Below are 24,658 nucleotides of genomic sequence, written 5' to 3'. Positions count from 1 at the left end.
TCAGTCGCCGAACACGCCAAACCCATAGAGGTCCTCTGCTGAGGTATGAGCACCGGTGCCAAGAAAGTACGCGATTACGAACTCCTCCACGAAGTGGCACAGGCGGTCGCGGACGCCGACTCGTTCGAGACCGCACTGAGCGAAACCATCGAACTGGTGTGTCAGTCGACGGAATGGGTGTACGGTGAGGTGTGGACCGTCAACTCGGCGGGAACCGAACTCGTTCCGAGCGACTCGTGGTACGGGTCCGGAGAGGGGTTAGAGACCTTCCGACGGGTGACCGAGAAGACCTCGTTCCCGCGCAAGGTCGGGCTTCCCGGTCGCGTGTGGGACACCGGTGAGGTGGAGTGGCTTCAGGACGTCAGCGCAGGGCCACCGTCGTACTTCGTCCGGAGCGCACCGGCGAAGGCTGCCGGCCTCAGGACCGCCGTCGGCGTCCCCATCATCGACATGGACGAGGTCATCGCCGTGCTCGCGTTCTTCCTGGGTGAGCCGAAACCGACCGACGAGCGCTGGGTCAGTCTCGTCTCGACCATCGGCATCCTCGGCGGACTGTACGCCCGCAAGGAACACGTCGTCGAACTCGAAGCGGAACGAGAAGACCTCGAAGATCGCATCGAAGCGAGTCCGATCGGCGTGCTCGTGTACGACGCCTCCGGCCAGATCGTGGACGTGAACCCACAGGGTGCAGATATCCTGGGTTCGGACGTGGACGACCTGCTGTCCGAACGCCACGACGAGCAGACGTTCGAGTTCTTCGACATCGACGGTGAGCGCATCGCGACCGAGGACCTGCCAGTCGCCCGCGTCTTCGAGACCGGGTCACCCGTTCGGGGGGTTCAACTCGGCGTCAGCACCCCGAAGGGAGAGCGCTGGGTGCTGTTGAACGCTGCTCCGGTCAGGGACGACTCGGGGGCCGTCCAGGAGGTCGTCGTCGTCGTCGAGGACATGACCAGTCGATACAGCTGGGAACAGGAGATCGCCCGCCAGAACGAACGGCTCTCGCAGTTCGCGAACGCGGTCTCGCACGACCTCCGGACGCCACTCACGACCGCCGGGGCCGCGCTCGCGCTCGCACGGGAGGACCCATCGAAGGAGAACTTCGACAGGGTCGAGTCCGCCCTGTTACGCATGGAGATCATCATCGACGACGTCCTCCAGCTCGCCCGCGAGGGCAGGAAAGTCATCGCGACCGATTCCGTGTCGTTGGCGTCGGTCGCGGGACAGGCCTGGGAGTCCATCAGCCCCCCGGACGCCACGCTGGAGGTCGTCGGGGACATGACGATTCAGGCCGACCAGGAACGGCTCCAGCGACTGCTGGAGAACATGTTCCGGAACAGTATCGAACACGGTGGGCCGACCGTGACGGTCCGGACCGGTCGCGTCGACGGCGGGTTCTTCGTCGAGGACGACGGCCCGGGGATTCCGACGAACGAGCGCGAGCAGGTGTTCGAGATGGGCTACACGACGGGCGACTCCGGCACCGGATTCGGCCTCGCCATCGTCCGCGAGATCGTCAACGCCCACGACTGGGAGATACGCGGCACCGACAGCACCATCGGCGGCATCCGGTTCGAAGTCCGGGTCAGGTGACCCGGCCCGGGGCGACGTGCTACCGGACGCACAAGTGAAATCTGCGGGGGTCCTCTCTCTATCCATGAGCGATGCGACGCGCAGACCATCACGATATTCCCTCCTGTACGACGTCGCCGACGCGGTGGAACGCGCCGACTCGTTCGAGGATGCGGTCAGCGCCGCGGTCACACTCGTCTGTGACCGGACGGTCTGGCAGTACGCCGAGACGTGGGTTCCGGTCGAGACCGCCGGTGGCGACCTGGTCGCCGAACCCGGCCCGGTCTGGTACGGTCGGACCGGAGACCTCCGGACGTTCCGTGCCGTCTCGAACCACTTCTCGTTCCCCCGGGGCGTGGGACTGGTCGGCCGCGCCTGGGAGACCGGCGACATCGAGTGGGTCCGGGACGCCTCGAAATCGGAACCGGGGTACTTCCGCCGGGCCGCCACAGCACGGGACGCCGGGCTGCGTGCCGGTATCGCCGCGCCGATATCCGACGGTGAGAACACCGTCGCAATCCTCGTCTTCTTCCGGCGTGACGGGCGCGAACAGAACCGAACCTCCATCCACCTCGTCGGCACGGTCGCGAAGCTGTTGGGGCTGGTTGCACGGATAGAGCGAGCCGAACGGACAGCACGCGGGCGGGCCGCGGCCCGGGTCGCCGACGAGCATTCGATGGCCAGACTGGATGACTCGGCGGCGGCCCAGGTCGGTGACGAGCCTCGCCCGGACGCCCCTCTCTCGGACGCCGCTGACGTCGAGGCGGCCGACGACGACCCCGAGCAGGACACCGTCGAGTAGCCAGGCCTGCGTGCCACTCGAGGACGGGGTCAGGAAGAAACGAGGGAGCTGCCGACTCAGTCGTCAGAGAGCGCCGACATGGAGGAGATGTCCTCGTCGATGTCGGCCTCGGCCATCTTCTCGACCAGCGCGTCGATGACCTCCTCGCGGCGGCCTTTGACGAACTTGATGGAGCCGACGACGAGGTGGCCACCGCCGGAGACGCCACCGCCGACGATCTCCTCGTCGAGTTCGGTGACCATCCGCGGGATGTCCAGGCGGACGCCGTCCGAGCGCAGGACCGCGAAGTCCGGGCCGTACCCGATGGTGATGACGGGGTCGCCCGTCTCCTTCACCTTCCGGTCGTGGATCTCGCCCGTGGTCTTCCCCGGCGCGGGGTAGGTGAACCGGTGGGCGTAGTTCTCCACGTCGATGCGGTAGAGGTGTGCGCCGTTCTCTAAGTCCTCGTGTTCGAGGTGAGACATCGCGGCGTCGAGCTGGTCGTCGACCTCGGCGCGAGCGCGGTCGGCGAGGAAGTCGACGAGTTCCTCGTGGCGCGCGCGGTCGTCACAGCCGACGTTGAGCACGTCGTTGATGAGGTGGCGGCCGGAGTCGTAGCGCAGCCAGTGGGCGACGTAGTCGAGCGCCTCGCTGATGTCGCGCAGGTCGTCCTCCTCGTAGCCCTCTTCGGCGGCGAGGGTCAGGTAGTCGTCCATGACCTCGGCCTTCGAGCGGTCCGCGAGGCCCGCGACGGCGGGCACGTGACGGAGTTCGTCGGTCATGTCGGGGTAGATCATCCGTGCGAGCTCGACGCACATCATACCGGTCGTGATGCGGTAGTCCTCGCCGTAGGTGTACGGGTTGACGTGCTCGGCGAGGAGCGGTTCGACGGCCTCCGGGTCGGGGTGGTGGTGGTCGACCGCGACGATGGGGATGTCGTAGTGCGCGAGCGTCTGGTACGCCGGCACGTCCTCCTCGGTCGAGCCGTTGTCGAGCATGAGGACGAGCGGGAGCTTCTGGCCGTGCTTCGCGCGGTCTTCGAGCGCGTAGTTCAGGTCACGGGTGGCGTCTTCCATCTCGTAGAACGGAGCCTTCGAGGGGAGGCGCTTGAACAGGTGACGCGGGGCCTCGGGGTCCTCGTGAACCTCGCCGATGAACTGCTCGATGGCCTTCTGGACCGGAACCGAGGCGCACATGCCGTCGCCGTCGGCGTGGTGGCGAACGCGGATGGGCCGCCCCTCGATGACGGTCTTGCGGAGCAGGCGGGCGACGTCGCGGAGGTCGTCGCGGAGCTTCTCGAAGGCGTCCCACTCGACGAGGGGCTCGACCTCGTGGGGCTCGGCCCACGTCTCGAGGGCGTCGTCGAGCCGGGACTGGACGCGCTCGGCCGCCTCGCCGTCGAGACGCGTCAGGTCGCCGACTTCGAGCTGGGTGGCGTCCTCGCGGGTCTCCGCGATACCGGTGACGCGGACCACGTCGTCGACCTCGACGTCGGGATAGGCGCGGACGCCTGCCGATTCGAAGGCCGCGGCGGGCACGACACCGTGTTCGTCGCGGACCTGGAAGATGGTCGGGCCGCCGGTCTGTTTGATCTGTGTGACGACGCCTTCGACGTGTACCTGTTCACCGAGGCTCGCGTCGAGCGCGGTCGTCGCGGTCGGACGGTACTCGTGAGCGACCTGCTGGATGGTGTACTCGCCAACATCCACGGTCTCGAAGGACATGTCACCGTCCTCTCGTACGTTCTCGAGTTCGACGACGAGCTCGTCGCCGACCGCGAAGGTGCCGCTGAGTTTGGACTCGTGGACGAGTCCGGAGACTGAATCGGAGAGATCGACGAAGACGCCGTATTCGACGATACCGTTGACGGTCGCGAGGTAGGGCGTGTCCTCCTCGACGTCATCGACGGTACAATCGGGAGCGAGGTCGTACACGACGGTGTCGCCCCCGTCGTCGTCGGCGGCGTCGCCGACAGAGTCGGATGTCATCGTTACGGGTTCGTTTGGAACGACCGGGTATAACGCTTGTCAAGACGAACGAGGCTTTCGGAACGTTTAGCACCGACGAGGCGCGAGGGTCGGACATGGGACTGTTCGACCGGTTCTTCAAGCGCAAGGCAGTCGTGGGCATCGCTCGCGACACCATCGAGTTCGCGCTGGAGGCCGCGGAGGACACACACCCGAACGAGTACATGGGGATGCTCCGGGGGACCGATGCGGGCAAACTCGGCCTCGACCGGGACGGCTACGTCGTCACCGACGTGCTCGTCATCCCGGGGACCACGTCGAATCCGGTGAGTGCGACCCTGGACTCGAACATGATTCCGAACGACATGCGAGCACTCGGCAGCATCCACTCGCATCCCAACGGCGTCCTCAGGCCGAGCGACGCCGACATCGCGACGTTCGGGCAGGGGACCGCCCACATCATCATGGGCGCGCCCTACCGCTCGAGGGACTGGCGGGCGTTCGACCAGCAAGGCGAACCGCGTGACCTCCCCGTACTGGACGTCGACCTGCCCGACCCGGAATCGTTCTTCGACTTCACGCAAGCGGACATCGACGCGGAACTGCGAGATTGATATGACAGGGAAATCCACGACCGTCATCGCACAGGGGACGTTCGACATCTTACACCCCGGCCACGTCCACTACCTCTCCGAGGCGGCGGCGCTGGGTGACGAACTCCACGTCATCATCGCCCGCCGTGAGAACGTCACGCACAAGGAGAAACCCGTCCTTCCCGACCGCCAGCGCCGCGACATGGTCGATGCGTTCGAGATGGTCACCGAGGCACACCTCGGCGACACCGAGGACATCTTCGTCCCCATCGAGCGCATCGACCCCGATTACATCGTCCTGGGTCACGACCAGCACCACGACGAGGCCGCCATCGCCGACGCCCTGACGGCCCGTGGCATCGAGTGCGAGGTCCGGCGGGCATCGGCTCGCGACCCGCGGTACGAGGGCGAGCTGCTGTCTACGGGGCGTATCATCGACCGAATTCTCGAACAGCGCGGCTGAAACGCCTTCTACCTACCAGCGCCAGACGACGAGGCGAACGCCCTCGGGCCGGTAGATTCGATCGGTCAGGTGCTCCATCAGCTCGTGGATCACCCACCACCAGCCGGCCGCTCGGCAGACGAACTCCCGGGTGAGTCGTTCCCGCGTCACCGTCACGGTGTGTCCAACGTAGGTCGTCGTTGTGACCTGCCCACCGGCGTCGAGCGTCTCGAGCTGTTCGGTCGAGAGGGCGTCCTCGTCACGACCCGAGAGGGGGCACTCCAGGCCCTCCGCCTCACGGCGCTGCCACAGTATGGTCTCGCGTGGGGAGACCTCCTGCCAGTCGACCGCCCGAAGCTCGGCCAGCGTCACGTGGTTCTCGCCCCAGCTGTCGACCTCGTGGTAGTGTCGCTCCACGTCCGACGACAGGTCGTCCGGGAGGCCGCGACCGTCCGGTGAGACTGGGTCGAAGACATCGTCGTCCTCCCAGCCGAACAGGCACTGCCAGGCGTACCACCACGAACCGACGAAGGGGCGGAGCGACGCGGCGAGGAACCACGGGTCCGCGGTCCCGTCCGGTTCGACGTTCACCTCCACTGCGCCCCAGACTGAGTCACCCATTTCGTCGACAGACCGACCCAGACGATAAAACAACATCGGGCAGACAGGACACCCGTGGCGTGGCCACTGGTGGAATCGAGAACAGCAAGAAGCCGAGAGACGCCCGGACAGGCGTGTCTCCTCGCGGTATCAGTGCCTGAAAGCGACGCTACAGGTAGCCCGCGTCCGCGAGGCGCTCGACGCCCTCGCGCAGCCGTTCTTCGCTGGCCGCGTACGAGAGCCGTGCGTAGCCCGGCGTCCCGAAGGCACTGCCGGGAACCGTCGCGACGTGAGCGTCCTCGATGGCACCCTCACACCATGCCGTATCGTCCTCGTCGACGGGGAGCATCATGTAGAACGCGCCGTCCGGGACGGCCACGTCGACGCCGTGCTCGGCGAACAGGTCGACGAGCAGGTCGCGGCGGTCCTCGAAGGCGTCGGCCATCTCGGCGACGGCCTCGTCCGTGTTCTGGAGTGCCTCGACGCCCGCGTGCTGGACGAAGTTCGTCGCACACGAGACCGAGTGGCTGTGGAGCTTGCCCGCCTCGCTGACGAGTTCCTCCGGCGCGGCGAAGTAGCCGAGCCGCCAGCCGGTCATCGAGTAGGCCTTCGAGAAGCCGTTGACCGTGATGGTGCGGTCTTCCATGCCCGAAAGCGTCCCCAGACTCGTCATCTCGACGCCGTAGGTGATCTCCTTGTAGATCTCGTCGGAGATGACCGCGAAGTCGTGCTCGACGGCGAGGTCACGCACGCCCTCGAGGGCGGCGTCGGAGTAGACCGCTCCAGTGGGGTTCGACGGCGAGTTCACCACGAGCAGCTCGGTCTCGTCGCTGACGGCCGCGGCGAGGTCGTCGAGCGCGGGTTCGAGCTGGAAGTCCGAATCGGAGAGGTCGACGCGGTTCAGCGACCCGCCGGCCATCTTCACCATCGCCTCGTAGGACACCCACGCCGGGTCGAGGAGGACGACCTCGTCGCCGTCGTCGATGAGGGCCTGGATGACCTCGTACAGCGCCTGCTTCGCGCCCGGGGTCACGATGATGTTCTCCGCCTCGTACTGCTCGAGGCCGTCACCGCGGAGCTTCTCCACGATGGCGTCTTTGAGCTGCGGGATACCGTTCGAGGACGTGTAGCCGGTGTGGCCGGCCTCCATGGCGTCCTCGGCGGCCTGCACGATATTCTCGGGCGTCGGGAAGTCCGGCGCGCCGACGCTCAGGTCAACCACGTCCACGCCGTCGGCCTCCAGTGCCGACGCCTTGTTCGAGATTGCCAGGGTTGCGGACGGTTCGACTCTCGTTACGCGGTCTGCGAATTCCATACTCATAGTCGTTCTACCAGTTTGACAGCACCCTCGACGGCCGACGCCGCGTTCTCGACGCGTTCGTACGCTTCGGCCGCGCTCATCCCCGGACCGGTGACGCCGAGCGTGACGGGTTTGTCCCGTTCGAGGCTCACGTCGGTCAGCTTCTGGGCGGTCGCGTGCCCGATGACCTGGTCGTGGTCGGTGTCCCCGGTGATGATAGACCCGAGGACCGCGACCGCGTCCACGTCGTCGCGACGCGCGAGGCGGTCCGCCGCGAGCGGCGAATCGTACGCGCCGGGCACCTGGACCGTCTCGACGATGTCAGCACCGGCCGACTCGGCCGCCTCGCGGGCGGCCTCCTCCATCTGCTCCGTGACGGGCGCGTTGAACTCCGCGACCACCAGTCCGAGCGAGGTCATACCTGTGGCGTAGCAAGCGTCCATGAAAGTTCTACCGTTACAGTCGATACTGGTCGATTGTCAGGGACCGAGCCAGGGGTGGTCGGTGCTGGGAATCTCCAGGTGGCGCGTGCTGGGTCGGGTGGCGAGCGAAGCGAGCCCCCGGCACTGAGTCGCGCGAGGGACGAGACGCGCAGTGGAGCGGAGCGAAACGAGCATCGGTCACGAGACGCGACGCGTCTCGTGAGCACACCAGAAATCTCTGATTTCTGGGGACTGAATCGGCTGGGGAGGGTGTGGTGCGGGGCGGTCATGGACACCAGTGATTGTAGTCGAAGAACACGTCCACCAGCCACTCTCAGAGATATCTCGAAAACGAAGCGGTTCCAGTAACCCACAATTGCAGGTCTCAGACCACAAAGCCAGCAACCAGCCACCCCACTGCAACCCCACCAAGCGACAGCACCAGATTCCCGACCGCGTTCAGCACCGCCGCCCGCTTCTCGCCCGACGACCACCTATCAACGGTCTCGAAGCCGAAGCTCGAGAAGGTCGTAAAGGCCCCGCAGGCCCCGGTCCCGACGAACAGCGCCACGTCCCCACCAGCTCCAGAGAACGTCACGAACCCCAGCACGATACTGCCCAGCACGTTTACCGTCAGGGTCGCTCTGGGGACCGGGTCGCCCTCGCGCTTCAGTTGCCCATAGACCCAGTGGCGGAGGACTGCCCCGAGCGCGCCGCCCAGGCCCACCAGATACGCCGGTGCAATCGCCATCAGGCATCCACCTCCGCAGCAAAGGAAAGCGCGAGCCAGCGGCCAACCAACACGCCGGTGAAGCCCAGCGCGTAGTTCGCGCCGACGTTGGCGAGCGCGAGGACCGGGGCACTCGTCGCGGTCTGGACCGCGAAGGTGCTGTACGTGGTAAAGGAGGAGAGGAAGCCGGTTCCCAGCGCGACCCGGAGTTGCCGAGAGAACACGCCGACGTGGACCTCCTCGTAGAGGACGAACCCGAGCAAGACGCAGCCACAGACGTTGGCGGCGAGAGTCCCGACGAGTCCGGTCGGGAGGCCAGCCAACCCCTGGTCCACGACGAACCGGGCGTTCGCTCCGGCGAAGCCACCCAGCGCGACGAGGGCGAGCGTCTCGACGGTCGCCAGCGGGTGGTCGTCGGTCATCGCCACGGAATCACGGGCGTGAGCACTAAAAGCCGCCGAGTTCAGTTCGGAGAGGCGTCTTCGATGGCCGAAATCACGTCTCCGGCCGCGGCGAGCCCGGTGTGTCGCCAGACCTCGTCGCCGGCCTCTCCACCCGGGGGGAACACGAGCATCGTGGGCAGGCCGCGAACGTCGTGTTCACGGGCGGTTTCACCACTCGAATCGATGGCGACCGGCCAGGTGCCCTGGTACTCGGTCCAGAAGTCCGCGACCGTCCCCCGGTCGGTCTCGCCCGTGATGGAGAGGATGGACACGTCCTCGTCGCCGAACTCCTCGCGGACTGTCCGCAGCTCCGCCATCTGGGGCTTGCAGGGCGCACACCACGTCGCGAAGAAGTCCAGCACGACGACCGAGTCGGCGGGGTGGACCGGGACGATACCACCGGGAGAACCGCCGACGTCGAGGGCGTCGAGTTCGCCCGGTCCAGGAGCGTCGGAACCGCCGCCGATGCGCCCGAGACAGCCCGCCAGACCAGCGATGCTGCTCGCACTCGCGGCGAGTAGTCGTCGTCTGGAGGACCGCATACCCGCTGATACGCGTGACCCCATCATCGTCTCTCTGGTCGTGTGAGTCAGTGACGCACGACCGCGAGAGGTCTTTGCCCCTGCTCCCGTCACTCCCCGCATGGAGCGACGACGCTACCTCGAACGGCTGGCAGCGACCGGCCTCGCTGGCGCGGGGCTGGCGGGGAGCGTCGGCCTCGCGGGATGCATTCAGCTGGGCGCGCAGGAGGCAGGCCGCTCGGCCGGGGGAACGCCGACCGGTCCCGGTCGGCCGAGCGCGACCGACCTGCCGGTTCCCGAGTCCGCGCTGGTCCGCGGCGCGCTACAGGACGCCATCCCGGCCATCACGGAGCCAGCCTTCGGCCCGGACTGGGAAGGAATCCGGTTCGAGGCGCGAACCGAGTTCGGCGAGATCCTGCCCATCGAGCCGCGGCTGCATCCGAAAGACGAGGTCATCGGGCTGGCCATCGACGGCGTCGTTCGGGCGTACCCCCTCCGGGTCATGCGCTGGCACGAGATCGTCAACGACGTGGTCGCGGGCGACCCACTCGCCGTCACCTTCTGCCCGCTCTGTGGGTCGAGCGTGGTGGCCGAGCGCGATGTCGCGGGTGAGACCGCGACCTTCGGGGTCTCCGGCTGGCTCTGGCACTCCGACCTCGTGATGTACGACGACGTGACCGAGAGCCTCTGGAGCCAGGTCATCGCGACCGCCATCCGGGGGCCGCGGACGGGCGACGAACTTGCCCTGCGACCGGCCACCCGGACCACCTGGGCGCAGTGGCGAACCGAGCACCCCGACACCGAGGTCCTGCTCCCTGCGCCGGAATCGCTCACGGTGAAGGGGGAGGTCACCCGTGACGTGAACCGCGACCCGTACGCTGGCTACGAGTATTCGGCCGCAATCGGACTGGAGAACACCGACTTCGACGACGACCGGCTGCATCCCAAGGCGCTCGTCATCGGCGTCGTCGCCGGGGATGTGACCCGGGCATACCCGTTCTCCCGGGTGAATCGACAGGGACTGGTCCAGGACACGGTGGGCGGGCTCCCGGTCGTCGTCGCGGCGACGCCGGACGGGACGCTCGTCGCATACGACCGCCGGGTCGGTGGTGAGACCCTGCGGTTCAAACCGGGTCCGACCGGCGACCTCCAGGCCGGCGGGTCCAACTGGCGGGTCGCCTCGGGTCGTGCCGTCGACGGTCCCTTCGAGGGCCAGACCCTGGAACCGGCGACGCCGTACCCACCGATGTTCTGGTTCGCGTGGGCGTCGTTCGCGCCCGAGACAGGGGTGTACGGATGACGTGCGGATTCGATAGTGGAGAGCGCACGACGCGCCGCCAACTGCTCACAGCCGTGACGACCGGTCTCGGGGGCAGTCTCGCGGGCTGTGCCGGGTTCGGTGGCGGCGACGGGTCGAACACCAACACGACGACGAGCCACGGAACGACCGGGATTGGTTCCTACACCGAACTGTCGCTCGCCGAGCAGGGCTTCCCGAAAACCGTCTGTTCCGAAGACGTGGTCCCGGCCGCCCTCGCCGAGATTGACGACCCGGCATACGCGTCGGACTGGTCGACCCACGAGGTGCGCGACCGGTACGGCCCGGACGGCCGAATCGGCGAGTCGCGGACGGTCGTCGGGCTCGAACACGACGGGCAGGCGCGTGCCTACCCCCTCTCGATTCTCTGGTACCACGAGGTCGTCGACGACTGGCTCGGCGACCTGCCCGTCCTCGTCACGTACTGCCCAATCTGCAAGTCCGGCCTCGTCGCGGACCGCCGCATCGACGGGCAGGACGGGGTGACCAACTTCCAGGCCACCGGGTTGCTCTGGCGACCACCCGGGGTGCAGGCCGGGGCGGCCGAGGACGCGGGCCGGGCGTGGGCCGCCGCGGTGAACGACAGCTCGCCCGACCAGCGGATTCGCGTCTCGGGGAACCTCGTCATGGCCGACGACGCGACCGGCAGCTACTGGAGTCAGTTGCTCGGGCAGGCCATCTGTGGCCCGCTAGAAGGGCGACGGCTCGACATCGTGCCGTCGACGATAACGGACTGGGGGACCTGGCGACGGGAACAGCCGAAGACAGACGTGTTGCTCCCGCCGCCGCACTCGGGGACCAGAGCGCCGTAACTCGGCGGCAGAGAGTGCGAGAGGAGGGCCCGGAACCCGTGTTCAGAAGACGTACTCGTCTTCGTGACCCATCATACCGTCGTCCTCGAACCCGCCGGGTTCGTCGTCCTCGATGGGGCCACTGGTCTTGTACGCCTTCAGGCCGGTCGACAGCAGGTCCTCGATCGCTTCTTCACGGTTCACGAACTCCCCCCGTTCGACCATCTGGGTGATCTGCATCTCGAGGTGTTCCGGGATGTTGATCTCGACTTTCGGCATGCTGGTTGGGGCTTCGGTGATGTGGTATTTAAGCCTGTTGGGGAGGTGCACAGTCGTAAAGATGGAGCCGTATCCGCCCGACTGCGGGCGGTCGCCCGGTTCCGTCACGCCTACAATCCCGGAGACCACATGAATGACCATGACAACGCAGGACGTTACCGGCCTCTACGAGGAGTTCGGGTCGGACCGGCTCCCCCCGGGCCAGCGCGAGACCTCGAAGTTCCCGGTGCTCTCGAAGAGCGGGACGCCCCCGTTCGACCCCGAAACGTGGGAGTTCACCGTGACCGGCGCGGTCGACGAGCCACTCTCGTTCACCTGGGAGGAGTTCCAGGACCTCCCGAGCGTCACCCAGAAACAGGACTTTCACTGCGTCACCGGCTGGTCGAAGTTCGACTGCGAGTTCACGGGCGTCTCGTTCCCCACCCTCGCCGAGCTGGCGGGTGTCGACGACGACGCCTGTCACGTCATGTTCTCCGGGCTCGACGACTACACCACTGACCTGCCCCTCGACCAGTGCATGCGCGAGGAGGTCCTGTTCGCGTGGGACTTCGACGGCGAGCCCCTGCCCCGCGACCACGGTGGGCCGCTTCGGGTCGTCACGCCCCACCGGTACGCCTACAAGGGCGCGAAGTGGGTCGACGGCATCGAGTTCCTCACCGAACCCGAGCGCGGCTACTGGGAGCTTCGTGGCTACTCCGACAGCGCGAACCCCTGGAACGAGGAGCGCTACAGTTAAGTCCCGCGCTTGAATCGGATGGACACCTTTTAGCAGACGTGTTCCTGAGTCTACGCCAATGGAACGAGCGCGTAGCGAGGGCACGGTGACGGCACCGGCGGTGGGAACCGACGGCGTGCTCGTCAGCCGGAGTCGCCCCATCGACGACGTCTCTTACCGGGCGTTCCTCGCGTCACGCAAACCCCCGCGGCTCCACTGGGCCAACTTCGAGGGCCTCGAACTCGCCGGCGCGGGCGCTGCCGCCCGCCTGACCGCGAGCGGGCCGGACCGCTTCGCGAGCATCCGCGCGAGCGCCGAGACGCTCTTCGACGACGCGGACTGCACGAACACGGACGCGCCGCGGCCCAGGCTGGTCGGCGGATTCGCCTTCAGCGACGACCACGAGCCGACAGACACCTGGGCCGGGTTCGGCGCGGCCGAGTTCCTCCTCCCCGAGGTCCAGCTCACCCGGACCGAGGACGGCACGTGGCTCACGGTCAATCGGTACGGGAAACACGTCGACCCCGCGAGCGTCGAGGCCCAGCTCGACCGGGCCGCCGACGCGGTCACCGACCTCCCCGCGATGCGGCCCCGCGGCGGGAGTCCGGGTGTGCTGTCGACCCGTCGAACCACACCGAAGGAGGTCTGGACCGAACAGGTCGAGGACGCCGTCGGCCGTATCCGAGCAGGCGACCTCCGGAAGGTCGTCCTCGGCTGCGCGCTGGAGGTCGGCCTCGCGGGCGAGGTGGACCTTCCGGACGTGCTCGAACGCCTCCGGCGCACGTACCCGAACTGCTACCGGTTCCTCGTCCAACCCACGGACGAGGCTGGCTTCCTCGGCGCACCCCCGGAACGCCTCGTGAAGAAATCGGGACGGCGGGTCCTGACGGAAGCACTCGCCGGGTCGGTCGGCCGGGGCGGCACCCCCGAGGCCGACGAGACCCTCGCGCAGTCGCTCGTCGATTCCGAGAAGATACAGCACGAGCAGCGCCTCGTCGTGGACACCATCTGCGAGCAACTCGCACCCCTCGGTGACGTGACCGAGGGCGAACAGACCGTCCGCAAGCTGAACAACATCCAGCACCTCCAGACCCTCATCACGGCCGATCTCGACACCGACGGGCACGTCCTCGACATCGTCGAGGCGCTGCACCCGACCCCGGCGGTCGGCGGACTCCCGCCCGAAACCGCCGCCGAGACCATCCGCGACGTCGAGACCTTCGACCGCGGCTGGTACGCCGCCCCCATCGGCTGGTTCGACGGTGACGGCGACGGCGAGTTCCTCGTCGGCATCCGCTCGGGCGTCGCCGGTGGCCGGAACGCGACCCTGTTCGCTGGGAACGGCATCGTCGCCGACTCGGACCCACAGGAGGAGTGGGACGAGATTCAGCTGAAGTACCGCCCGCTGCTCGACGAACTCGAATGACCCGCGAAGACCTCTCCGAGTACCCGAACCGCAACACGCTCTGGGCCGAGACGCTCGTCGATGAACTCGTCGCCGGCGGCCTTTCGGGAGTCTGCATCGCGCCCGGGAGCCGGTCGACCCCACTGACGGTCGCCTTCGCGGCCCACGACGACGTGCAGGTGTTCTCACACCTCGACGAGCGGTCTGCGGCCTTCTTCGCACTCGGCCGCGGGCGGCGAACCGGCGAACCGACCGCGCTCGTCTGTACCTCCGGCACCGCTGCCGCGAACTTCCATCCGGCGGTCATCGAGGCCAGCCAGGGACGGGTTCCCCTCCTCGTCCTCACGGCAGACCGCCCGCCGGAACTCCGTGATTCCGGCGCGAACCAGACCATCGACCAGGAGAAGCTCTATGGTACCTCCGTCCGGTGGTACCGCGACCTGCCCGAGCCCGAGGCGACACCCCGGAAGCTCCGCCGCCTCCGGACCGACGCGGCCCGAGCTATCGCGGAGGCAGCGGGAACTCCCATGGGCCCGGTCCACCTCAACTGCCCCTTCCGGAAACCGCTGGAACCGGTCGAGGTGGCCGGCGATGTGCCCGAAGACTGGGACGGCGGCGACGAGCGTGCCTCGGCTGGCCGGCCCGGTGGACCATACGTGGAGCGCCTGCAGGGCCGGCCGTCGCTTGCTGAACCAGACCTCGCGACCCTCGCATCGGCCGTCGACGCGGCCGAAACCGGGCTCATCCTCGCCGGCCCGGCAGACCCAGCTGTCGCGGACGCGACACCCGAAGCCATCGCAACCCTCGCCCGCGAGACCGGCTTCCCACTCCTGGCGGACCCGCTCTCAGGCCTGCGGTTCGGCCCGCACGTCGCCGACGTGCCGGTCCTCGGCGGGTACGACGGCTACCTCTCGGCGCTCGACCTCGACCCCGACCTCGTGCTTCGATTCGGTGCGTCGATGACCTCGAAACCGGTCCGGAAGGCTCTCGCGGATTCCGGAGCCAGACAGGTACTGGTCGACCCGGCAGGCGAGTGGCGAGACGCCGAGTTCGTCTGCTCCGACCTCGTGGTCGCGGACCCGGGTGAGACGGCCCGGGCACTCGCGGACGCTGTCGAATCCCCCGGCAACCCCGCCTTCCGCGACCGGCTACAGGACGTAGAATCCAGCTACTGGTCGCTCCTGGCCGACGAGCTGGACCGCGGCCCTCTGGAGGGTTCGGTCCTCGGAACCGTCTTCGCGGCCGCCCCCGACCCGGCCACCGTCTTCGTCTCCAACTCCATGCCCATCCGGGACGCCGACCGCTTCGGGCGGCCCCGGGAAGCCGACCTGACGGTCCTCGCGAACCGCGGCGCGAGCGGCATCGACGGCATCCTCTCGACCGGCCTCGGCGCGGGCTCGGCCACCGACGACGAGCTTGTCATCGTCACGGGCGATCTCGCGTACTACCACGACATGAACGGCCTCCTGTCGCTCTCGCGCTGTGACGTGGACGCCACCATCGTCTGCATCAACAACGACGGCGGCGGCATCTTCCACCTCCTCCCCATCGAGGAGTTCGAGCCGCCCTTCACCGAGCAGTTCAAGACGCCCCACGGGCTGGACTTCGAACCGACAGGAGAGCTGTACGACCTCGACTTCCGCCGGGTTGCGCCCGGGGAGTTCGAGTCGGCGTACCAGGATGCGCTGGCGAGCGACGGGACGACCGTCGTCGAGGTCGGCTTCGATTCCGAAGCGAACCATCGGGAGCGCGAACGGGTGCGAGAGGCGGTCGTGGACCAGCTGTGATGCGTTGCTGTCAATAATCCTGCCAGACGAACTATTAGGACCGATTCGTATGTCGAGTGCATGCAACGACGAGAAGCGCTCGCTGCGCTGGCGAGTGCGCTGACTGGCGCTGGCTGTCTGCGGCTGCAGGAGGCGGGTTCGCAGCAGACACGAACACTTCGACCAACACGGACCAATACGGTGACGGGGACGATGACGGCGACCGAAACGGAGACCGAAACTGCGACCGCCACGGCGACGGAAACTGAGACCCAGACCGAAACGCCGCCGCAGGGACCGCCGGTCACCGGGCTCAGCCGGTCGTTCGCGTACGACGCGGCGAACACCGGATTCTACGGTGTCTCGGGACCGACCGAGAAGCCCGAAGAGGTGTGGACACACTCGTTTTCGGATGCGGTCAGAACCGTTCCAGCGCTTATCGATGGGATACTGTACGTTGCGGCAGATGGACTCACCACGTTCGATGCCCGGAAGGGGAAGGAGCTATGGTCCACGTCCAGTGCCGGCCGGGTCTCACCGAGCGTCGAGGATGGACTCGTCTACGGAGCGGACTACGGGAGCGTGAAGGCCTTCGACGCCGATTCCGGGGGGCTGGACTGGTCGGCATCAAGCGGACGCCCGAACGGGGTGACGGTTGCCGGGGGCACTGTCGTCGCGGGGACCGACGACGGGGTCATCGCGCTCGACGCGGAATCCGGGGACGGCCAGTGGTCGGCACTCTCGGGGGTCTCGGTCGACACAGCCCCGGCTATCGCAAACGGCACAGTCTACGTCGCTGACCGGCCGCGGGACCGCCCGTCGAAGATCTATGCACTGGAGCTTGCGACCGGGAACCAGCAGTGGGCCTACCAGATAAACGAAGATGACGGCAGTGGAGCGCACTATTACGTCATCGGTGAGCCCGTCTACCGGGACGGCACCGTCTACGTCAGTTGCGAGAATCGCGTCGTCTACGCTATCGACGCCGAAACGGGTCGAGAGGAGTGGCAGACGACGACGAACGGCGGGATGAACCCGGCACCGGCAGTCACCGATTCGAACGTGTACGTCGGCAACGACGGGGGACAGATTCTCGCGTTCGACCACGCGACGGGCGAGCAACAGTGGGAAGGCCGCGGCGGCACTGGCTCGGTCGTCTCCAACGTCGTCGCCACCCAGAAGAGCGTCTTCGCCGCCGACGATTCAGGACTACTGGTCGCCTACGACCGCAGCAACGGCGATGTCAGATACAAACTCGGACTCACCCGCTCCCGAACGCGCTGTGGCCCGCTCGTCACCAACGACTGGATCTTCGTGGGCGACGGCGATGGGACGCTGCACGCCTTCACGACGGGGAACTGAGGACCTTCGCGAACAGCATCGCGTAGCCGAAGGGAATCCACACCGCCCCGACCACGAACAGGCTCTGGAGGGACGCCAGCGAGACGCCGATGCTCATCAGGCCGAGCGGGACCACGACGCTGAGGGCGGCGAACCCGAAGACGGAGACGTGAGGGATGGTCAGCAGGTACAGCAGGAGCAACAGCATACAGGCACCGATGGTGACGTTGACGACCAGGCCGACGTTGGGCGCGACCGTGGTGTACGCCATGAATGGGTACATGAAGAAGGTCGCCGCGACGATGACGAGCGTGTTCTGTGAGAGGCTGACCCGACCGGCGTCCGGGTCGAGTTCGTCGTCGTCCCAGTCGTGGACCGAGAACCCGTCCCACTCGTCGTCTTCTTCGTCTTCGGCGACGTGTTCGCGTCTGGTGTTCGTGTTGGTCCGGGTGCCCTGCTGGCGCTTCTCGCCGACGAACCACTCGGCGGCGCTCCCGGTCGACCCCCCGTCGGCGCTCGCCTCCTTGCTGTCGTCGCCGACGTAGTAGCTGCGGTTGGTCTCGTTGCCTGAGTGGGCGGCTCGCCGGTCGGAGCCGGGATACTCCTGTCGGCGGTTGCGGCTCTGGTAGCCGTCGTTCTGGTCGTCGTCGGCCGGGTCCTCGGTGGCACTGTCACGAGCCTGTCTGCCGAGGCCGCCCGGGCCGCCGAAGCTGGAGACGTAAGCGGCGTGACCGAGGCGGTCGTAGCGGGCGCGTTCGTCGGGGTCACCGATGACTTCCTCGGCTTCAGCGACGCGCTGGAACGCTTCGGCCGCATCCTCGGCGTCGTTCAGGTCTGGATGCGTCTCCTTGACGCGTTCGCGATAGGCGTCGCGGATCGCGCCCTGGTCCGCGTCGGGTGCAACACCGAGGACATCGTAGAACGTCTCCGTCATGCGGTCAACTATCGTACCCTGACATTTGCGATTCCCTGATAAAAACCCTACTGCCGTGCGGGTGGGACGTCGAGGGCGGCAACGCGACAGCAGACTGAAGGGCCTGCCCACGAATCGAGCACCCGTGCTCGCTGTCTCGACACTCCTCGCGTTCGTCCCGGCCGCCCTCGCCATCGTACTCGCGCCCGGCCCGGACACCATGGTCGTGCTGGCCCGCGGGCTCGGTGAGGGTCGCCGCGCCGGACTGGCCGCAGCCTGTGGCACGGCGACGGGGGTGCTGTTACACACGCTCGCCGCGGTCGCGGGGCTTTCCGTGGTGCTCCAGACGTCCGCGTTCGCGTACCGCCTTGTCACCTACGTTGGGGCGGCGTACCTGGTCTACCTCGGGGTGCAGACCCTGCGCGACGACGAGGAGTTCGCGGTGTCCGCAGAGGCCGTCCCGGCCGATAGCTCACCGCTCAGAGCGTTCCGGCAGGCGCTCGCGGTGAACGTCTCGAACCCGAAGGTCGCCGTGTTCGTGCTCGCGTTCCTCCCGCAGTTCGTGCCCGCCGGCACCGACGCGCCCGGTGAGATGCTCCTGCTCGGCGTCGTCTACGCGGCGCTCGGGCTCGTCTACCTCGGGCTACTGGCCGTCTTCGCCAGCCAGGCCCGGCGCGTGGTCGCTCGGTCGGAGCGGCTTCCCCGGGTCCTTCGTGCCGTCAGTGGCACCGTTCTCGTCGGATTCGCGGCGCTGCTGGTGCTCGACGGGCACCACGGCTGAGACCGGCGGAGTGCAAGCCGCGGGTCACGGCGGGACGGGAACCTATTTTTGCGCGCCCTTCGGAGTCTCGGACAATGGTTTCCGAACTCTTCGACCCCGAGGCCTGGGACGAGATCGACCTCGATTTCGACGACATCACCTATCATCGCGCCGTCGACTCGGGAACGGTCCGCATCGCCTTCGACCGGCCCGCGGTCCGGAACGCCTTCCGGCCCGGGACCGTCGACGAACTGTACCAGGCGCTCGACCACGCCAAGCGCCAGACCGACGTGGGGTGCGTGCTCCTCACCGGAAACGGTCCCTCGCCCAAGGACGGCGGCTGGGCGTTCTGTTCCGGCGGCGACCAGCGCGTGCGAGGTGGCGCGGGCTACGAGTACCAGGGCGACGATGCCGAGAAGGAGTCCGCCTCGAAATCGGGCCGCCTGCACATCCTCGAAGTCCAGCGGCTCATCCGCCACATCCCCAAGCCCGTCATCTGCGTGGTCCCCGGCTGGGCGGTCGGTGGTGGCCACTCACTCCACGTCGTCTGTGACATGACCATCGCCTCGAAAGAGCACGCGAAGTTCCTCCAGACGGACCCCGACGTGGCAAGCTTCGACGCCGGCTTCGGCTCGGCCTACCTCGCGAAGCAGGTCGGGCAGAAGAAGGCTCGCGAGATATTCTTCCTCGGGAAGACCTACGACGCCGAGGAGGCCGCAGATATGGGGATGGTGAACGAGGCGGTTCCCCACGAGGAACTGGAGGAGACGGCGCTGGAGTGGGCCGAGACCATCAACAACAAGTCACCCACCGCGATGCGGATGCTCAAGTACGCCTTCAACATGACCGACGACGGCATGATCGGGCAACAGGTCTTCGCGGGCGAGGCGACGCGCCTCGGCTACATGACCGACGAGGCCCAGGAGGGACGGGACGCGTTCGTCGAGAAGCGCGACCCGGACTTCGACGACTACGAGTGGCACTACTGAGAGCCTGACCGGTCGGCCGAACTGTGGGGTCGCGACAGGCCGAGCGCTCGCTGGCGGGTGTAGTGCTTCGAAAGAACGGAATCGAGGGCCGTCACGCGAGGTGACGGGTACGAGCCGATATTACAGTCGAGTGACGTTCGACGCGCGCGGTCCCTTGGGGGAGGACTCGATGTCGAACTCAACTTCCTGGCCCTCTTCGAGGTCCGGACCGCCGACGTCCTCCATGTGGAAGAAAACGTCCTCGTCGTCGTCAACAGAGTCGTCGTCAGTCGAAATGAAACCGTAGCCGCCTGTGTCGTTGAAGAAATCAACCTTACCTTTTGCCATTGTAAGCAGACACAGTGGCGAGACGCGGATAACACTTGCGAGGGTCAAGGTACCACGGCCCGTTGTCGCGGGGGACAAGTATTTGTGACACGGTCACATTGCACAGCCTGCATCGCTATGAAACCGTGCCACAGCTGTCAGGCGGTCATCGACGAGTACATCCTGGATAAACAACTCGAACCCCTGCGCGACCTCACAGTCGACGATTTCAACCTCTGTGCGGACTGTGTAACCATCGTCACGGATGCGTGCGTGGAATGTGGCGGCGCGGTCTACGTCCCCGGAACTGAATCTGGGACCCCCGACTACTGCCCGGCCTGCCGGGCCGACCTCATCGAACGGACTGGTGAGGACCCCGGCTGGAATCGTACCCGCATCTCCCGCTGAGGGACTCCGGGCGCTCGACGGCTTTCTTCCTATGACTCGTCGTTCGAGCGGCCGCTCCGGGTCGGGACGACTGCAATCGTTCTTTCACCTTGACGTATCCTTACCCCGTCTGGCCTGTTCTGTGCGACTGGTATGCGAACCCAACTTGCCGCCCTCTGTGCCTGCATCCTCGTGCTCTCCGGCGGCTGCGTCGGCCAGCTGGAGAGAACGGGTGGACCAGGCGACACAGCAGAACCGACGACGACGGACACGACGACCGGTCCCGGAACCGCCTCGTCCCTGACCGATACCCTCGCGGAGCCGACCACCTGCGAGCAGGTCTGGGTGAGCTACTGGGGCACGGGCGACAAAGCACAGCTCTGGACGCAGGGGAACGTCCACGTCGGCTGGACGGTCCCGGCGAACACGAGCATGCTCTTCGTCGCCTTCGAGGAGGGGACAGTGCTCGGGGTCGACCACGTCCGGTTCGAGGGCAACGCCGTCACGGCAGACGGGGCCGCCGTCCCCATCGGTGACCGCTCCGGCGAGCACGAGGTCGCGGTCGTCGCCGTGGTTGACACGAACGAGAACGGCGAGTACGACCCCGACATCGACCGTCCCTGCCAGAACGAAGACGGCGAACTCGTCTGGACCGACTGGGTTCGATTCGACTTCCCCGTCGGCCAGCCCGCGGACGACGACGGCACGATGACCGGGGCCTGACCCCGCACTCCGCCCTCCCGAACCACAGCGGCTTTTTCATCGTCGCCCTAACTGCCGGTAATGACTGACACGGCGACTGCGAACATCTCGAAGACGAAGGCGTGGGTGATGGCCGCCCGGCCCCAGACGCTTCCGGCGGCTGCAGCCCCCGTCATCGTCGGCACGGCCGTCGCCTACTACAGCGGCGTCTTCGCGGCCCTCCCGGCGGTGATGGCGTTCGTCGGGGCGGCGCTCATCCAGGTGGGGACGAACTTCGCGAACGACTACTACGACGCGAAACAGGGCGCGGACACCGAGGAGAGACAGGGGTTCACCCGGGTCACCCAGTCCGGGCTCATCGACGCTGACGAGGTGAAACGGGCGATGGTCGTGACCTTCGCGGTCGCCATCGTCACGGGCAGTTACCTGGTGTGGGTCGGCGGGATTCCCATCCTCGTCGTCGGCCTCGTGAGCGTGGCCTCGGGCGTCGCCTACACCGGCGGTCCGTACCCCCTCGGCTACAACGGTCTCGGTGACCTGTTCGTCTTCGTCTTCTTCGGCCTGGTCGCCGTCACGGGAACCTACTACGTGCAGGCCGCGGCCGCGACCCCCGGCTACGGCCCGCTGGCGACCGGCCTCCCGCCGCTCCCGGACCTGTCTCTCGCACTGCTCGCCAGCCTCCCAATCGCGGCGATCTCGACGAACATCCTCGTCGTGAACAACGTCCGCGACAGGGAGGAGGATTCCAGAACGGGGAAGACGACGCTGGCGGTCGCCTTCGGCTACCGGCTCGCCCGCGCCGAGTTCCTCGCGATGCTGGCTATCGCGTACCTGACCCCGGTCGTCCTCGTCCTCGGGTTCGACACGCCCGCGACGGTGCTGGTGCCGCTGCTCTCGCTGCCCCTCGCGGCGACCGTCACGAAGACGGTACTCACCCGGACCGACGGCGCGGCCCTGAACCCGGCGCTCGAACAGGTCGGCCAGCTGCTCGCGCTCTACGCCCTCCTGTTCGGTATCGGCTTCGTACTGCCCGACCTGCTCGGAGGGGTGGTCTGATGGAGGCAGACACGCGCGAGTTCTCGGTCTCGCTGTCTCGCCCCCTCGCCACCGCGAATGGCGAGATGACCGAACGCGAGGGCATCCTCGTCCGGGTGAGCGATGGCGACCACGTCGGCCTGGGCGAGGCGATGCCCCTGCCGGGCTGGACCGAGTCGCTGGCGGAGTGTCGCGCCGCCCTGGCCGACGCCACGGAACGTATCCGCAACGAGGAGGCCGCGCTCCGGGAGGACCTCGCCGCGAACCCGGCCGCCAGACACGGCATCTCGCTCGCCCTGGCCGACCTCCGGGCGAAACAGCACGACCGGCCCCTGTACAAGATTCTCGGCCGGCGTGCGACCCGCGACGTGGTGCCCGTGAACGCGACGGTCGGTGACGCCGCGCCCGAGGATACCGCCGCTGCGGCCGAATCGGCCACCGAACAGGGCTTCGACTGCGTGAAGCTCAAGGTCGGCGCTCGTGACCTCGAGACGGATATCGAGCGCGTCGTCGCGGTCCGCGAGGCTGTTGGGAGCGCTGTGACCATCCGTGCCGACGCGAACGGCGCGTGGACCCGAGCACAGGCCGAGGACGCCTTCGACGCCTTCGACGACGCCGGTGTCCAGTTCGTGGAACAGCCCCTCGACCCCGACGACCTCGCCGGGCACGCTGCACTCAGGGACCGACCCGGGTCGGTCGGGGTGGCACTCGACGAATCCCTCGCGAGCCACTCCGTCGAGGCCGTCCTCGACGCCGACGCGACCGACGTCGTGGTGCTCAAACCGATGGCCCTCGGCGGCGTCGAACAGGCGAGACAGGCCGCCCTCACCGCGCAGGAGGCACAGGTCGCGACGGTCGTCACGACCACCATCGACGCCGTCGTCGCCAGGACCGCCGCGGTCCACCTCGCGGCCTCGCTCCCGGGCGTGCTCCCGAGCGGGCTCGCGACCGCGGAGTGGCTCTCGACCGACGTCGGCCCGGACCCCTGCCCGGTCGAGTACGGCACCATCCGGGTGCCCGACGGTCCCGGCCTCGGCGTCCGCGGGGTGTGGGACGAGTGAGTGGCGTCCCGGTCGAGTGGCCGACGGCTGACCTCCTGACAGTTCGCGCCAGCACGACACCGGAACGGACCGCCCTGGTCGACGCAGACACGGGCGAGTCGTGGACGTTCCGCGAGTTGCATCACCGGGTCCACGACCTGGCCGCCCGGCTCGACGACTACCCCGGCGACGGTCGGGTCGGGCTCCTGCTCGACCGCCGCGTCGCGGTTCCGCTGGTGTTCTTCGCGGCGATGCGCCGGGCGAGTTCCGTGGTGTTGTTCGACCCGAACCGGCCGGCCGACGAACTCGCGGCGCAGCTCGAACGCGCCAACTGCCGGGTGCTCGTCTGTGGGCGCGAGACGGAACGGCGGGCCTTCGAGACCGTCGCGAAATCGGCAGACGACGTCCCGACTGTCAGCGTGGACGAGCCGACGCTGGCGGCGGTCGACGCCCTCGACGACGGGAGTTCGGCCGTCGCGATTCCCTATCCGCTCTCGAAGACGAACGAGCAGGCGCTGCTGTTCACGTCGGGGACGACCGGCCGGCCGAAGGGCGTCCGCCTGACGGTCGGGAACCTGGTCGAGAGCGCCGTCGGGTCGGCCTTCCGACTGGGAATCGACCGGAGCGACCGCTGGCTCGTCTGCCTTCCGACGTACCACATGGGCGGCCTCGCCCCGTTCGTCCGGGCGACGCTCTATGGCACGGGCACCGTTCTCCAGCGCGAGTTCGACCCCGCGAAGACCGCCGCGGTCATCGAGACCCACGATGTGACGGGCGTCTCGCTCGTCCCGACGATGCTCCGGCGACTGCTCGACGACGGCTGGTCGCCGCCAGCGCAGCTGCGATTCGTGCTGCTCGGCGGGGCGGCTGCCTCCCAGGCCCTGCTCGACCGGTGTGCCGACCACGACGTGCCGGTGTACCCCACCTACGGCATGACGGAAGCTGCATCGCAGATAGCGACTGCCACCCCCGAACAGGCCCGCGAGCATCCGGGTACCGTCGGCCAACCGCTCGTCACCACCACCGTCAGGGTCCTCGACGACGCGGGTGATTCCGTGATGACGGGCGAGGTGGGCGAGATCGTGGTCGACGGCCCGACCGTGACGCCGGGCTACCTCGACGACGAACAGACCGAGACGGCATTCTCACAGCACGGCTTCCACACCGGCGACGTTGGGTACCAGGACGACGCGGGACGCCTGTGGGTCACCGGGCGCGTCGACGACCGCATCGTCACTGGCGGCGAGAACGTCGACCCCTCGGTGGTCGCGGAGGCGATTCGGTCCCATCCCGGGGTTAGTGCCGTCGCGGTCGTCGGGCTCCCCGACGAGGAGTGGGGCGAACGGGTCGCCGCGCTGGTCGTCACGGGTGCAGCCGAGACCGTAACCGGCGAGGACATCGAAGCACACTGCAAGGGCCGACTCGCACCCCACGAGGTGCCGAAAACGGTTGGTTTCGCGGACGAACTCCCACGAACCGCGTCCGGAACCGTCGACCGGGACGCGGTCCGCGGGCTCCTCGGTGACTGACGCGCTCCAGA

Annotated in this window: 27 protein-coding genes; 17 read left to right on the top strand and 10 right to left on the bottom strand. The window is 67.6% G+C overall.

The window, feature by feature from the left end:
* The first annotated feature begins 45 nt into the window (after window positions 1-45).
* Both ACSC1S_RS06480 and ACSC1S_RS06475 read left to right on the top strand, forming a co-directional pair.
* Window positions 46-1,593: an ATP-binding protein gene (locus ACSC1S_RS06480; protein WP_435363644.1), complete on the top strand. Its 1,548-nt coding sequence runs from the start codon at window positions 46-48 to the stop codon at window positions 1,591-1,593.
* A 64-nt stretch (window positions 1,594-1,657) separates the two neighbouring features.
* The gene (locus tag ACSC1S_RS06475) at window positions 1,658-2,374 is read left to right on the top strand and encodes a GAF domain-containing protein (RefSeq protein WP_435363643.1); all 717 of its coding nucleotides are present in this window, start codon (window positions 1,658-1,660) and stop codon (window positions 2,372-2,374) included.
* A gap of 56 nt (window positions 2,375-2,430) precedes the next feature.
* On the opposite strand, the gene han is transcribed toward ACSC1S_RS06475, so the two are convergent.
* On the bottom strand, window positions 2,431-4,341 hold the full coding sequence (han, locus tag ACSC1S_RS06470; RefSeq protein WP_435363642.1) for a Hef-associated nuclease: 1,911 nt from the start codon (window positions 4,339-4,341) through the stop codon (window positions 2,431-2,433).
* Between the two features lie 95 nt (window positions 4,342-4,436).
* On the opposite strand from han, the gene ACSC1S_RS06465 reads away from it, so the two are divergent.
* Complete coding sequence (locus ACSC1S_RS06465; RefSeq protein WP_435363641.1) at window positions 4,437-4,934, top strand: Mov34/MPN/PAD-1 family protein; 498 nt, start codon at window positions 4,437-4,439, stop codon at window positions 4,932-4,934.
* A gap of 1 nt (window position 4,935) precedes the next feature.
* On the top strand, window positions 4,936-5,376 hold the full coding sequence (locus ACSC1S_RS06460; protein ID WP_435363640.1) for an FAD synthase family protein: 441 nt from the start codon (window positions 4,936-4,938) through the stop codon (window positions 5,374-5,376).
* A gap of 12 nt (window positions 5,377-5,388) precedes the next feature.
* Here ACSC1S_RS06460 and ACSC1S_RS06455 read toward each other — a convergent pair whose 3' ends face one another.
* The 6 genes from ACSC1S_RS06455 to ACSC1S_RS06430 form a co-directional block, all read right to left on the bottom strand.
* Entirely contained in the window at window positions 5,389-5,976 is a 588-nt protein-coding gene (locus tag ACSC1S_RS06455) for a hypothetical protein (protein WP_435363639.1), read from the bottom strand.
* A 148-nt stretch (window positions 5,977-6,124) separates the two neighbouring features.
* Window positions 6,125-7,276, bottom strand: coding sequence for a pyridoxal phosphate-dependent aminotransferase (locus ACSC1S_RS06450; RefSeq protein ID WP_435363638.1), 1,152 nt, complete (start codon window positions 7,274-7,276; stop codon window positions 6,125-6,127).
* Window positions 7,273-7,674, bottom strand: coding sequence for a 6,7-dimethyl-8-ribityllumazine synthase (ribH, locus tag ACSC1S_RS06445; RefSeq protein ID WP_261650979.1), 402 nt, complete (start codon window positions 7,672-7,674; stop codon window positions 7,273-7,275). The genes ACSC1S_RS06450 and ribH overlap by 4 nt, the downstream gene beginning before the upstream one ends.
* 388 nt (window positions 7,675-8,062) lie before the next feature.
* Window positions 8,063-8,431, bottom strand: a complete 369-nt coding sequence (crcB, locus tag ACSC1S_RS06440; RefSeq protein ID WP_435364591.1) for a fluoride efflux transporter CrcB — start codon at window positions 8,429-8,431, stop codon at window positions 8,063-8,065.
* Window positions 8,428-8,829, bottom strand: coding sequence for a fluoride efflux transporter FluC (locus ACSC1S_RS06435; RefSeq protein ID WP_435363637.1), 402 nt, complete (start codon window positions 8,827-8,829; stop codon window positions 8,428-8,430). Before ACSC1S_RS06435 ends, crcB begins: the two co-directional genes overlap by 4 nt.
* A gap of 41 nt (window positions 8,830-8,870) precedes the next feature.
* Complete coding sequence (locus ACSC1S_RS06430) at window positions 8,871-9,392, bottom strand: TlpA family protein disulfide reductase (protein WP_435363636.1); 522 nt, start codon at window positions 9,390-9,392, stop codon at window positions 8,871-8,873.
* Between the two features lie 100 nt (window positions 9,393-9,492).
* On the opposite strand from ACSC1S_RS06430, the gene ACSC1S_RS06425 reads away from it, so the two are divergent.
* Window positions 9,493-10,671 carry a DUF3179 domain-containing protein gene (locus tag ACSC1S_RS06425; protein WP_435363635.1) on the top strand — a complete coding sequence of 393 codons (1,179 nt, stop codon included), beginning with the start codon at window positions 9,493-9,495 and terminating at the stop codon, window positions 10,669-10,671.
* Window positions 10,668-11,501 (top strand): DUF3179 domain-containing (seleno)protein, encoded by an 834-nt coding sequence (locus tag ACSC1S_RS06420; protein WP_435363634.1) that lies wholly within the window; start codon window positions 10,668-10,670, stop codon window positions 11,499-11,501. The genes ACSC1S_RS06425 and ACSC1S_RS06420 overlap by 4 nt, the downstream gene beginning before the upstream one ends.
* 42 nt (window positions 11,502-11,543) lie before the next feature.
* Here the strand turns inward: ACSC1S_RS06420 and ACSC1S_RS06415 are convergent, their stop codons facing one another.
* Window positions 11,544-11,759, bottom strand: a complete 216-nt coding sequence (locus ACSC1S_RS06415; protein ID WP_261650974.1) for a ribbon-helix-helix domain-containing protein — start codon at window positions 11,757-11,759, stop codon at window positions 11,544-11,546.
* A 133-nt stretch (window positions 11,760-11,892) separates the two neighbouring features.
* On the opposite strand from ACSC1S_RS06415, the gene ACSC1S_RS06410 reads away from it, so the two are divergent.
* From ACSC1S_RS06410 to ACSC1S_RS06395, 4 genes are read left to right on the top strand one after another with little or no spacing between them, the layout of a single operon-like run.
* Window positions 11,893-12,495 (top strand): sulfite oxidase-like oxidoreductase, encoded by a 603-nt coding sequence (locus ACSC1S_RS06410; RefSeq protein WP_435363633.1) that lies wholly within the window; start codon window positions 11,893-11,895, stop codon window positions 12,493-12,495.
* A 58-nt stretch (window positions 12,496-12,553) separates the two neighbouring features.
* Window positions 12,554-13,900 (top strand): isochorismate synthase, encoded by a 1,347-nt coding sequence (locus tag ACSC1S_RS06405; RefSeq protein ID WP_435363632.1) that lies wholly within the window; start codon window positions 12,554-12,556, stop codon window positions 13,898-13,900.
* Window positions 13,897-15,666 (top strand): 2-succinyl-5-enolpyruvyl-6-hydroxy-3-cyclohexene-1-carboxylic-acid synthase, encoded by a 1,770-nt coding sequence (gene menD / locus ACSC1S_RS06400; protein ID WP_435363631.1) that lies wholly within the window; start codon window positions 13,897-13,899, stop codon window positions 15,664-15,666. The genes ACSC1S_RS06405 and menD overlap by 4 nt, the downstream gene beginning before the upstream one ends.
* Before the next feature lie 60 nt (window positions 15,667-15,726).
* Window positions 15,727-17,007, top strand: coding sequence for an outer membrane protein assembly factor BamB family protein (locus ACSC1S_RS06395; protein WP_435363630.1), 1,281 nt, complete (start codon window positions 15,727-15,729; stop codon window positions 17,005-17,007).
* Here the strand turns inward: ACSC1S_RS06395 and ACSC1S_RS06390 are convergent.
* Window positions 16,991-17,920, bottom strand: a complete 930-nt coding sequence (locus ACSC1S_RS06390) for a J domain-containing protein (protein ID WP_435363629.1) — start codon at window positions 17,918-17,920, stop codon at window positions 16,991-16,993. The genes ACSC1S_RS06395 and ACSC1S_RS06390 overlap by 17 nt on opposite strands.
* 124 nt (window positions 17,921-18,044) lie before the next feature.
* On the opposite strand from ACSC1S_RS06390, the gene ACSC1S_RS06385 reads away from it, so the two are divergent.
* Window positions 18,045-18,680 (top strand): LysE family translocator, encoded by a 636-nt coding sequence (locus ACSC1S_RS06385; protein WP_435363628.1) that lies wholly within the window; start codon window positions 18,045-18,047, stop codon window positions 18,678-18,680.
* A 74-nt stretch (window positions 18,681-18,754) separates the two neighbouring features.
* Window positions 18,755-19,648 carry a 1,4-dihydroxy-2-naphthoyl-CoA synthase gene (locus ACSC1S_RS06380; RefSeq protein WP_435363627.1) on the top strand — a complete coding sequence of 298 codons (894 nt, stop codon included), beginning with the start codon at window positions 18,755-18,757 and terminating at the stop codon, window positions 19,646-19,648.
* Window positions 19,649-19,768: 120 nt separating this feature from the next.
* Here ACSC1S_RS06380 and ACSC1S_RS06375 read toward each other — a convergent pair whose 3' ends face one another.
* Window positions 19,769-19,975: a cold-shock protein gene (locus ACSC1S_RS06375; protein WP_435318039.1), complete on the bottom strand. Its 207-nt coding sequence runs from the start codon at window positions 19,973-19,975 to the stop codon at window positions 19,769-19,771.
* 117 nt (window positions 19,976-20,092) lie between these two features.
* On the opposite strand from ACSC1S_RS06375, the gene ACSC1S_RS06370 reads away from it, so the two are divergent.
* From ACSC1S_RS06370 to menE, 5 genes are all read left to right on the top strand, one after another.
* Window positions 20,093-20,362: a DUF7571 family protein gene (locus ACSC1S_RS06370; protein ID WP_435363626.1), complete on the top strand. Its 270-nt coding sequence runs from the start codon at window positions 20,093-20,095 to the stop codon at window positions 20,360-20,362.
* Between the two features lie 132 nt (window positions 20,363-20,494).
* Window positions 20,495-21,064 carry a hypothetical protein gene (locus ACSC1S_RS06365; RefSeq protein WP_435363625.1) on the top strand — a complete coding sequence of 190 codons (570 nt, stop codon included), beginning with the start codon at window positions 20,495-20,497 and terminating at the stop codon, window positions 21,062-21,064.
* 60 nt (window positions 21,065-21,124) lie between these two features.
* On the top strand, window positions 21,125-22,099 hold the full coding sequence (locus ACSC1S_RS06360) for a 1,4-dihydroxy-2-naphthoate polyprenyltransferase (RefSeq protein ID WP_435363624.1): 975 nt from the start codon (window positions 21,125-21,127) through the stop codon (window positions 22,097-22,099).
* A complete protein-coding gene (menC, locus tag ACSC1S_RS06355; RefSeq protein WP_435363623.1) occupies window positions 22,099-23,139 on the top strand; it encodes an o-succinylbenzoate synthase in 1,041 nt (346 codons plus the stop codon). The genes ACSC1S_RS06360 and menC overlap by 1 nt, the downstream gene beginning before the upstream one ends.
* Window positions 23,136-24,647 carry an o-succinylbenzoate--CoA ligase gene (gene menE, locus ACSC1S_RS06350; RefSeq protein ID WP_435363622.1) on the top strand — a complete coding sequence of 504 codons (1,512 nt, stop codon included), beginning with the start codon at window positions 23,136-23,138 and terminating at the stop codon, window positions 24,645-24,647. Before menC ends, menE begins: the two co-directional genes overlap by 4 nt.
* Window positions 24,648-24,658: the final 11 nt, after the last annotated feature.

The organism is Haloarchaeobius pelagicus (assembly GCF_051207375.1).
Lineage (GTDB): Archaea > Halobacteriota > Halobacteria > Halobacteriales > Natrialbaceae > Haloarchaeobius.
This window is presented reverse-complemented; position numbering and strand designations above follow the sequence as displayed.